Below are 10,247 nucleotides of genomic sequence, written 5' to 3' on the forward strand. Positions count from 1 at the left end.
CCCAAGGTCATGCTCTTCGACGAGCCGACCAGCGCGCTGGACGTCGAGATGGTCGGCGAGGTGCTGGCGGTCATGCGCGAGCTGGCCTGCGAGAACATGACCATGGTCGTCGTCACCCACGAGATGCGGTTCGCCCGTGACGTCGCCGACCGCATCGTGGTCATGGACGCGGGCCGGATCATCGAGGACGCGGCGCCGAAGCAACTGTTCGCCAACCCGCAGCACGAGCGGACCAAGGCGTTCCTGTCTACCATTGACTGACGCATCGAATTCCCCTGTCCTGCAACGAGCAAGGAGTCAAATCGCCGTGTCCACCAACTCAGCGCCCAGGTCGTTCACAGGGGCGCTGGCCACCCCGCACGCGCTGGCCACCGAGGCGGGCATGCGGGCCTACCGCGATGGTGGTTCGGCCATCGATGCCGCGATCACCGCTGCGGCGGTCCTGACCGTTGTCTACCCGCACAACGTCGCGCTCGGTGGAGACCTCATCGCACTCGTCCGCACCCCCGACGGTGCCGTGCGGTGCATCAACGCATCCGGGTGGGCGGGTGCTGCGGTCGACGCCGCTGGTCTGCGGACCAGGTACGGACCACGGTTACCGGCCCGTGGCGCCGACGCCGTCACGGTTCCTGGGGGTGTCCGAGGTTGGGATACGCTGCGCCACTTCGGGTCCCGACTCGACTGGGCACGGCTGCTAGAGCCCGCGGAGACTGCCGCCGCGGCAGGAGTTCCGGTGGCGCGGTCGTTGGCCACCCAGCTCGACGATGTCGAGAACGCAGACCTGTTCGGTACCGAGGACTTCGATCGGGTGTTCCGGCCGAGGGGCCACGCGCTTCGCGAGGGAGACCGGTTGGCTCAGCCCGCTCTCGCCGAGACGTTCACTGCACTGCGGAAGTCTGGGCCTGAGGGCTTCTATGAGGGCGAACTCGCCGAGCGGATGGTCGCCTATCTGCGGGGCAACGGGTCGTCGCTGACCGGCGGTGACTTCGCGGCCTTCCGCCCGGAGGTCGTGGATCCGATCACGGTGGCCTTTGGCGACCTGACGGTGCTGACGAGCCCGCCGAACACACACGGCTTCCTGCTTCTGCGTGCGCTGCGGGCCGTCGAAGAACTCGGCCTCAGTGACCCGCTCGGCGTGGGAATGGGGCAGCTGATGCGGGTCTTCCACCGAGGCAACGCATTACGTGCCGAACACCTGGCCGACCCCCGTCATGCCGACGTCGACGTCTCGATGTTGGTACACGATGGCCTCGGCGAACTCGCCGATCCGGGCGCCGTCCACGCTGGACCGACGGTCGTGCCTCACGGGGACACCGTCGGGGTGTCGGCAGCGGATGGCGATGGCTACGCGGTGTCACTGATTCAGAGCGTCTATCACGCATTCGGGTCGGGGCTGATCGATCCGGCCACCGGCATCCTCTTCCACAACCGTGGCACCAGCTTCTCGCTGAACGGCGTTTCGCCCAACGTCATCGCACCGCGAAAGCGGCCCGCGCACACCCTGATGCCCGCGATGACGATGCACCGCGGCGTGGTCCGTCACGTCCTGGCGACGATGGGTGGGCAGGGGCAACCGCAGATCCTCGGCCAAGTGCTGCTGCGGGCGCTCGGCGGTGCCAGCGCCGAGACGGCCGTGAGCGGACCCCGCGCCATCGTCGGACTGCAGGTCGACGGCGGGACGGCCGACTCGGTGACGGTCGAGTCGAACATGGCTGCGGCGGCCAAGGCGGCGATCAGGGTGACGGGTCTGCTTGCGAACGAGGTTCCCGCGCACACCGAGGCACTCGGGCAGGCCAATGTCGTCTTCGTCGATGCGGACGGATCGATGTCAGCGGCGTCGGATCCGAGGTCGGACGGCGCCGCCATCGTGGCGCACTATCCGCGGCTCGCGGACTGACGGCGCTACCGGAAGCGGAGATGGACCGGTCCGGCGGAATTGGACTGTTCATGAGCTCGGCGCGCGGCGTCGGGGTCCACTGAGAGCGCGAAGTGGTCGTGCCAGCTGAACTCGAAGCGTGCCCGTGACAATTCGTCGTCCCGCTGCTTGGCCTGGGGATGGCCCTTGGCGAGATCCGCGGCGTGGGCGGCAATCTTGTGAGCGATGACGGCGTCCTTGACGGCCGCCCGGTCGGGCACCCCCGGCTGCTCCCTCGGGGTGACGCAGCACAGCATCGCCGTGCCGGTTTGGGCGATGATCGCGGCGCCGATGGTCGAGGTGATGTGGTCGTAGCCTGGTGCGATGTCGGTGGTGAGCGGACCGTGGGCAAAGAACGGGACACTCCGGCACAACTGATCCTGCAGGCGCGCATTGTCGGCGATCTCGTGCATCGGCATGTGGCCGGGGCCCTCGATCATCACCTGCACGCCATGGGCCTTCGCTGTCTTCGCAAGTTCGCCGAGGGTGCGAAGTTCGGCGAACTGCGCGGCATCGTTGACGTCGGCGATCGATCCCGGCTGCAGGCCTGCGCCCAGTGCCAGCGTCACGTCGTAGCCGGCCAGGATGTCGCACAGCTCGTCGAAGTGCGTGTAGAGGAAGGATTCGGTCTTACGTCCCACGCACCACGCCGCCATGATGGCGCCGCCGCGGCTGACGATGCCAGCCACTCGGCCCGCGGTGAGCGGCACGTGATCCAGTCGCACTCCGGCATGCACGGTCATGTAGTCGACGCCCTGTACGGCTTGCTCGATGACGTTGTCGCGGAACGCCTCCCACGTCAACGCGGCAGGGTCGCCGTGTACCTTCGCCAGGGTCTGATCCAGCGGGACCACCCCGACTGGCACCGGGGAGTTGCGCACGATCCGTTCCCTCGCCGCATCGGTGTCCCGGCCAGTGGACAGGTCCAAGACCGTGTCGGCACCCCACCGGGTCGTCCACACCATTTCGTCGAGCGCGGACCAACCCGTCGGCATGTTCGAGTTCCCGATGTTGGCAGTGACCTTGACCCGGAACGCCCGGCCGATGATCATCGGTTCGCTCTCGGGGTGGCGGTGATTGGCTGGGATGACCGCGCGGCCTGCTGCCACCTCGTCGCGAACCAGCCTGGGCCGCACACCCTCTCGCGCTGCAACGAAGGTCATCTCGGTGGTGATGACGCCATCCCTCGCCCGCTGCAGTTGGGTTCCGCGATTGCCGAATACCCCGGGGCGGGGCGGCAGTCCGCGTGCGATGTCGATCACGGCGTCGGCATCGGTGTACGGACCAGACGTGTCGTACAGGTCCACGTGTCGCCCGTCGGCGAGTTGCACGCGGCGATACGGCACGCGGGCGCCGGGGACGTCGGCCAGCTCTCGGTAGCGCTTCGTGCTCCCGGGGATCGGTCCGGTCGTCACGCCGGCTGCGTCCACGGGCGCTCCCAGGGAGCGGTCCGGGGGCAACCGGTGGGCGGCCGTGCTCACAGGGCCTTGAGTTCCTCGGTGAGTGCGCTGACGGATTTCTTGGCGTCGCCGAAGAGCATGGAGGTGTGGCCGAGGAAGAACAGCGGGTTCTCGATTCCTGCGTAGCCCGAGGACATGGACCGCTTGAGCACGATGACCGAGCGGGAGTGGTCGACGTTGAGGATCGGCATGCCGTGGATCGGGCTGGATGGGTCATTGCGGGCGGCGGGGTTGGTGACGTCGTTGGCGCCGATCACGATGGTGACGTCGGTACGGGCGAACTCGCCGTTGACGTCGTCCATTTCCTTCATCGCGTCGTACGCGACGTCGGCCTCGGCCAGCAGCACGTTCATGTGTCCGGGCATGCGGCCGGCGACCGGGTGGATCGCATACTTCACCTCGACGCCCTTGGATTCCAGAATCGAGGCCATGTCCTTGACGGCGTGCTGGGCCTGGGCGACGGCCAGCCCGTAGCCGGGTACGACGATTACCTGGTTGGCGTAAGCCATCTGGATCGCGGCGTCGGCGGCCGAGGTGGCCTTGGCGGTGCCCTGATCCCCACCGGCAGCCGCCGCGCCACCGGCATCACCGCCGAAGGAACCGAACACGATGGCCGGGATCGACCGATTCATCGCCACGGCCATCAGGTTGGTCAAGATGCTGCCCGAGGCGCCGACGATCATGCCTGCGACGATCATCGCGGTGTTGTTCAACGCCAGACCTGCTGCGGCAGCGGACAGTCCGGTCATCGCATTGAGCAGGGAGATGACCACCGGCATGTCTGCGCCGCCGATCGGGAACACCACGAACAGTCCCATGATGCCGGCCAGCCCCAGCACGATCACGATCAACCAGCTGGGGTTGCCCGCACCGGCATGCACGCCGATGTAGACCGCGACGGCGACGGCGCCGAGTAGCAGCACCACGTTGGAGGCCTGGAACAGCTTGGCGGAGTGGACGAGTGCCTTCTCGAATTTCTTGGGGATGGACTCCTGCAGTTTGAGGAAGGCCACCAGGGAGCCCCAGAACGACACCGACCCGATGATCGCGGCGAACAAGGATCCGATCACGAGGGCAACGGTCGGGGACTGGTCGGGGCGGAAGCGGCCGAATCCGTCGGTCTCGATGAACTCGGCCCACGCGATCAGGGCGACCGTGCCGCCGCCCACGCCGTTGAACAGTGCGACCAGTTGCGGCATCGCGGTCATCTTGGTCTTCTTGGCCGGCGGCACGCCCAGGACCACACCGATGACCAGTCCGGCGACGATGAGGATCCAGTTGATCGAGGCGGTGTCACGCATCTTGATCAACGTCGCGACAACGGCCAGCGCCATACCGGCGGCGGCGATCAGGTTGCCTCGCACGGCGGTCTTGGGTCCGGTCAGCCCGGACAGGCCAAGAATGAAGAGGGCGAACGCCAGGATGTAGAGGCTGTTGACGAGATAGTTCACTTTTCGGCCTCGGCCTTCTCGGTTTCGGGCTTGCGGCTCTTGAACATTCCGAGCATCCGGTCGGTGACCAGGAAGCCGCCGATCACGTTGAGGGTGCCGAAGATCAGCGCGACGAACGCGATGATCCGCACTCCCCAATTGGCGTCGGCGGGCAGTTCGCCCAGCACGATCAGCGCACCGAGCACGACGACGCCGTGGATGGCGTTGGTGCCCGACATCAGCGGGGTGTGCAAGGTGTTGGGCACCTTGGAGATGACGGCGAACCCGACGAACCCGGCCAGCACCAGGATCGCGAGGTTGGCCAACAGTTGGTCATACATGAATTACGACACCTTCCGGGTGACACACGACGCCGCTACGACCTCGTCGTCGAAGTCCGGTGCCAACGCACCGTCGATGATCAACAGCTCCAGCAGTGAGGTGATGTTCTTGGCGTACAACTCACTGGCGTGCTCGGGCATGGTCGCGGGCAGGTTCAACGGCGAGGTGATCGTGACACCGTGGCGGACGACGGTCTGCCCGGGTTCGGTGAGCTCGCAGTTGCCGCCGGTCTCCCCGGCGAGGTCCACCACCACGCTGCCAGGCCTCATGCCTTCGACCGCGGCGGCGGTCACCATGCGCGGCGCGGGACGACCCGGCACCAGGGCGGTGGTGATCACCACGTCGAATTTGGTGATCGCCTCCTCCAGCGCCTTCTGTTGTTGGGCACGTTCCTCGTCGGTCAGCTCACGGGCATAGCCGCCGCCGCCGGTGGCAGAAACTGCACTGGTGCCGAGATCGAGCCACTGCGCGCCGACCGAACGGACCTGATCGGCCACCTCGGGACGCACGTCATATCCGGTGGTCTTGGCGCCCAAGCGCTTGGCGGTGGCCAACGCTTGCAGACCCGCGACTCCGACACCGAGGATCAGCGCACTGGTCGGCTTCACCGTGCCCGCCGCGGTGGTCAGCATCGGGAAGAACCTCGTCGACAGCGACGCCGCCAACACCACCGCCTTGTAGCCCGACACGTTGCCCTGCGAGGACAGCGCATCCATCGTCTGTGCCCGCGAGATCCGTGGAATCGCCTCCACCGCAAACGCAGTGACGTCGGCCATGCGTAGCTCCTCGGCGAGTTCGGGCCGGGTCCGCGGGGCCAAGAAACCGATCAACGTCGACCCTGGTTTGAGGCGGCTGATCTCATCGGAGTTCGGCGGATTGACCTTCACCACCACGTCGGCCGGCCACGCGTCACCGATCGTCGCTCCGGCTCGGAGGTAGTGCTCGTCGCCGATCAGCGCTCCCGCCCCAGCACCGCTCTCCACGACGACCTCGAGACCGCCGGCGCACAACCGCTCGACCACCTTGGGCACCAACGCGACGCGGCGCTCACCCGCGGCCGACTCCCGTGGAACTCCGATCAACGTCATGGTCCTCCTCTTGGCTGAGGCCGGACACTCCCGGCAATACAGGTCTCGGGGCTCCGACGGCTCGACGAACCTGGTCGAGGAAGAGGCTAGGCCAACTGCATATTGTATGCAAGTATTGATCGGTACAAGTGCAGCACCATCTGAGCGGGGCGTTTTGCCTCCGGGATGGTCGATGCATACACCATACGATCTGAGGAGTCCCGTGAGGATTGCTGTCGTCGGCGCCGGAGCAATCGGCGCCTACTGGGGTGCCGCATTGCAACGCGGCGGTGCCGAAGTCCACCTCATCGCCCGCAACGCCCACCTCAAGGCCATGCGCGAGAACGGCGTACGGGTCCTCAGCGACCGCGGTGACTTCGTGGCCCATCCACACGCCACGGACGACCCATCCGAGATTGGGCCCGTCGACTACGTCTTCCTTGGGTTGAAGGCGCACGGCTACCCGTCGTGTGGCCCGTTGGTGAATCCACTGCTCGGGGAGCACACGGCCGTGCTGGCGGCGCAGAACGGCATCCCGTGGTGGTACTTTCACGAACTGCCGGGTCCGTACCGTGGGCGTCGGGTTGAGGCCGTCGATCCCGGCGGTGCCACCACTGCGGTGCTCGCACCCGAGCGGGCGATCGGCTGCGTCGTGTACCCGGCCACCACCATCGAGGCGCCCGGTGTGATCCGACACCTGGAGGGCACCCGGTTCTCCATCGGCGAGCCGTCGGGAGCGATCTCACCTCGGTGTAAGGCGTTGAGCGAGGCCATGATTGCCGGCGGCTTGAAGGCCCCGGTCGAGGCTGATCTGCGCAGTGACATCTGGATCAAGCTGATGGGCAACGTCGCGTTCAATCCACTGAGCGCGTTGACCAGAGCCACGATGGTCGAAATCTGTCGGAACCCGAAGACTCGGCAGGTCGTCGTCCAATTGATGGAGGAGACGCTCGACATCGCCGCCAGAGTGGGCGCCACCCCGGACATCTCAATCGAGAAGCGGCTGCGCGGCGCCGAGAACGTCGGGCATCACAAGACCTCGATGCTGCAGGACCTCGAAGCGGGCAAGCAGTTGGAGCTCGACGCCATCGTCACTGCGGTGGTGGAGATGGCCGACCTGACAGGTGCTGCGGCGCCCACCCTGCGCACTATCCATGCCGCCACCGATCTGCTGGCACGCACCTGTGTGCCCGGCGCGCCGGTGGTCGAACACACCCCAGAGCGGGCAACCGCGCCGGCTCTGCAGTAAGGGAGAAGAAGATGTCGAACCGCCGCGCAAAGATCGTCTGTACGTTGGGTCCGGCCACCGGCACCGCGCCGGTCCTGGCTGAACTCGTCGATGCCGGAATGGATGTGGCCCGGCTGAACTTCAGCCACAGCACCCGAGAGGAGCACTCGGCCCTCTACCGGATGGTTCGCACGATCGCCGCCGAGCGCGGCCGGATCGTCGGAGTGCTCGCCGACTTGCAGGGCCCGAAGATTCGGCTCGGCAGCTTCGCCGATGGGCCGGTGCTGTGGGCAACCGGGGAGCGGGTCGTGATCACCACCGCGTCCTGCCCGGGCGACCACGACCGGGTGTCCACGACCTATGCGGGACTCTCGGGCGACGTGCGATCCGGTGACCGGCTGCTCGTCGACGACGGCAAGATCGACCTGCGGGTAGTTGAGGTCAGCGGTCCCGACATTCACTGCGAAGTGCTCGACGGCGGCCCGGTCAGCGATCACAAGGGCATCTCGCTTCCCGGTGTCGCCGTGAGTGTTCCGCCGTTGTCAGACAAGGACATCGAGGATCTCAAGTTCGCCCTCGAGCTAGGCGCGGACATGGTGGCGATGTCCTTCGTGCGCGCCGCCGAGGAGGTCAAGCTCGCCCACGCCATCATGGATGAGGTTGGCCGTCGAGTGCCCGTGATAGCCAAACTTGAGAAGCCGGAGGCGGTTTCGGACCTGCGGGCGATCGTGGAGGCGTTCGACGGGCTGATGGTGGCCCGTGGTGATCTGGGTGTGGAGATGCCCCTGGAGCAGATCCCGCTGGTGCAGCGGCGCGCCATCGCACTGTGCCGCCAGGCGGCCAAACCGGTCATCGTGGCGACCCAGATGCTCGACTCGATGATCTCCGACCGTCGTCCCACCCGCGCCGAGGTCTCCGACGTGGCCAATGCGGTCTTCGATGGAGCGGACGCGGTGATGTTGTCGGCCGAGACGAGTGTGGGGGCGCACCCCGCGCACGCGGTCGCTACGATGGCGCGCATCGTGGAGGCGGCCGAGAGTGGCGCTGGCCGGGACGAGGCTGTCGAGCCAGCCGCGGAGGTCGCCGGCGATGCCGTGTTCGGAGATGCGATCGCCGCGGCTGCGTGTGAGGTGGGACAGCGCCTCGGTGCGGCGGCGCTGTGCTGTTTCACCCGTACGGGTGACACCGCGCTGCGCCTGGCTCGGCAGCGTTCGCCGCTGCCACTGCTGGCCTTCGCTCACGACGCCGAGGTGCGAGCGCGGATGGCGTTCTCCTGGGGAATCGAGTCCGCCGTGCTCGCACCGTCGGCGGCGGCGGAGTCGATGCCCAGCGAGGTCAGCCGCGCGCTGGTGGGCATGGGGGCCTGCCACCCGGGTGACGTGGTCGTCGTGGTCTCCGGCAGTCGAAGCGGCGTTGCCGGCTACACCGACTCGGTGCGGGTGCTACGCGTCGAGTGACGTTGCCGTGCAGGGCTGCTCAGACCAGCCCTGCACGGACATCGTCGGTCCGGGCGGGACACGGGCCTCCAGGTCGGCGAGCTTGGCGCGCAGTGCCCGCTCGGCCTCGCGGCGCTCGCTCACCTCGCGCATGATCGCCGAGATCCCGAGCACCACGCCGGCGTCGTCGCGCAAGAGGGCAACGCTGAACTCGATCGAGAGCCGCCGCCCGTCCTTGTGGCTGGCAGGCACGCTCAACAACTTGTCCCCGTACCGGGTGGTGCCGGTGGCCATGGTTTGTCGATAGCCCTTCCAGTGTCGCGCCCGCAGCTTGTCCGGGATAATCAGGTCCAGGTCATGGCCCATCGCGTCGGCAGCGGAGTACCCGAACATGCGTGCGGCTCCGGCATTCCACAGCCGAATGACTCCGTCTGGGTCGGTGACCACGATGGCCTCCCCCGACTCGTTGACCACCGCCTTGGCGAACCACTCTTGCGTCACGGTGCTGGCGCTCTCGACCACGATGCCTCCTCCTTTGCTGCTATGCCGCTTGATTGCGTTCGTCCACAGCATACGGCATACTGCATACAATCAAGCGTTTCCACCGTCGCCGAAGGGAGAGCAGTGCTGCTGCGTCAGCTGGAGTACTTCGTCGCCGTGGCCCGTGAACGTCACTTCGCCAGGGCCGCGGAGGCCTGTTACGTATCCCAACCGGCACTATCCACCGCGATCGCCAAACTAGAGCGCGAGCTCAACGTCACCCTCATTCATCGCGGGCAGAACTTCGAGGGTCTGACATTGGAGGGCGAACGCCTCGTCGCCTGGGCCAAGCGACTACTGGCCGAGCACGATGGCCTCAAGGCCGAGGCGTCCGCAATGCGGTCCGGCATCTCCGGCACGTTGCGCCTGGGCTGTGGACCAACGGTGTCGACGACCACGGCACTGCCGGTCGCCGCGTTCTGTGGACTGCACCCATTGGCCAAGGTGTCCATCTGTTCCCGGTTGTCGTCCACCGAGTTGCTACGTCAACTGCGCGACTTCGAACTTGATGCAGCCATCGCCCATTTCGGCCCCGATGACAGATCGGGACTAGAGGTGGTCCCGCTGTACAAGGAGCGGTACGTGCTGCTCGTCTCCGGTGAGCAGCTCGCCCCAGGCGCCCGCACGATCACATGGGCCGAGGCCGCCCAGCTTCCGTTGGCATTATTGATGCCGCACATGCGTTTCCGGCAGTTCATCGATAAGGCGTTCGCGGAGAACGGCGCAGCCGCGCTACCTCAGATCGAGACGGATTCGGTCGCGTCGCTCTACGCCCACGTCGCCACCGGTGCATGGGCGAGCGTGGTGCCGCACACCTGGCTGCGTTCGA

The 10,247-nt window shown here is 66.8% G+C and carries 9 protein-coding genes and 1 pseudogene; 5 read left to right on the forward strand and 5 right to left on the reverse strand.

The window, feature by feature from the left end:
• Both QOD90_RS28010 and QOD90_RS28015 read left to right on the forward strand, forming a co-directional pair.
• On the forward strand, window positions 1–261 hold a 261-nt coding region (locus tag QOD90_RS28010), incomplete at its 5' end, for an ATP-binding cassette domain-containing protein (RefSeq protein WP_526355238.1).
• A 46-nt stretch (window positions 262–307) separates the two neighbouring features.
• Window positions 308–1,897 carry a gamma-glutamyltransferase family protein gene (locus QOD90_RS28015; RefSeq protein ID WP_526355240.1) on the forward strand — a complete coding sequence of 530 codons (1,590 nt, stop codon included), beginning with the start codon at window positions 308–310 and terminating at the stop codon, window positions 1,895–1,897.
• Window positions 1,898–1,923: 26 nt separating this feature from the next.
• On the opposite strand, the pseudogene thiC reads toward QOD90_RS28015, so the two are convergent.
• The 4 genes and pseudogenes from thiC to QOD90_RS28035 form a co-directional block, all read right to left on the reverse strand.
• Window positions 1,924–3,345: pseudogene (gene thiC / locus QOD90_RS28020) on the reverse strand (phosphomethylpyrimidine synthase); the annotation flags it as partial.
• 47 nt (window positions 3,346–3,392) lie between these two features.
• Entirely contained in the window at window positions 3,393–4,826 is a 1,434-nt protein-coding gene (locus QOD90_RS28025; RefSeq protein ID WP_526355242.1) for an NAD(P)(+) transhydrogenase (Re/Si-specific) subunit beta, read from the reverse strand.
• The gene (locus tag QOD90_RS28030; protein WP_526355244.1) at window positions 4,823–5,146 is read right to left on the reverse strand and encodes a proton-translocating transhydrogenase family protein; all 324 of its coding nucleotides are present in this window, start codon (window positions 5,144–5,146) and stop codon (window positions 4,823–4,825) included. The genes QOD90_RS28025 and QOD90_RS28030 overlap by 4 nt, the downstream gene beginning before the upstream one ends.
• Before the next feature lie 3 nt (window positions 5,147–5,149).
• Entirely contained in the window at window positions 5,150–6,235 is a 1,086-nt protein-coding gene (locus tag QOD90_RS28035; protein ID WP_526355246.1) for a Re/Si-specific NAD(P)(+) transhydrogenase subunit alpha, read from the reverse strand.
• 202 nt (window positions 6,236–6,437) lie between these two features.
• Here QOD90_RS28035 and QOD90_RS28040 point away from each other — a divergent pair, with 202 nt between their 5' ends.
• Both QOD90_RS28040 and pyk read left to right on the forward strand, forming a co-directional pair.
• On the forward strand, window positions 6,438–7,463 hold the full coding sequence (locus QOD90_RS28040; protein ID WP_526355248.1) for a ketopantoate reductase family protein: 1,026 nt from the start codon (window positions 6,438–6,440) through the stop codon (window positions 7,461–7,463).
• Window positions 7,464–7,474: 11 nt separating this feature from the next.
• The gene (gene pyk / locus QOD90_RS28045) at window positions 7,475–8,899 is read left to right on the forward strand and encodes a pyruvate kinase (protein ID WP_526355250.1); all 1,425 of its coding nucleotides are present in this window, start codon (window positions 7,475–7,477) and stop codon (window positions 8,897–8,899) included.
• Here the strand turns inward: pyk and QOD90_RS28050 are convergent.
• Window positions 8,885–9,400, reverse strand: coding sequence for a PAS domain-containing protein (locus tag QOD90_RS28050; protein ID WP_526355252.1), 516 nt, complete (start codon window positions 9,398–9,400; stop codon window positions 8,885–8,887). The genes pyk and QOD90_RS28050 overlap by 15 nt on opposite strands.
• 102 nt (window positions 9,401–9,502) lie before the next feature.
• On the opposite strand from QOD90_RS28050, the gene QOD90_RS28055 reads away from it, so the two are divergent.
• Window positions 9,503–10,247: LysR family transcriptional regulator (locus QOD90_RS28055; RefSeq protein ID WP_526355254.1), on the forward strand; the 745-nt coding region annotated here is incomplete at its 3' end.

Source organism: Mycobacterium sp. (assembly GCF_032161845.1).
Taxonomy (GTDB): domain Bacteria; phylum Actinomycetota; class Actinomycetes; order Mycobacteriales; family Mycobacteriaceae; genus Mycobacterium.

Bases quoted from the DNA above. Each gene is read 5' to 3' on its own strand.
- QOD90_RS28035 (WP_526355246.1), bottom strand. From the start codon at position 6,235: ATGACGTTGATCGGAGTTCCACGGGAGTCGGCCGCGGGTGAGCGCCGC.
- QOD90_RS28030 (WP_526355244.1), bottom strand. From the start codon at position 5,146: ATGTATGACCAACTGTTGGCCAACCTCGCGATCCTGGTGCTGGCCGGG.
- pyk (WP_526355250.1), top strand. From the start codon at position 7,475: ATGTCGAACCGCCGCGCAAAGATCGTCTGTACGTTGGGTCCGGCCACC.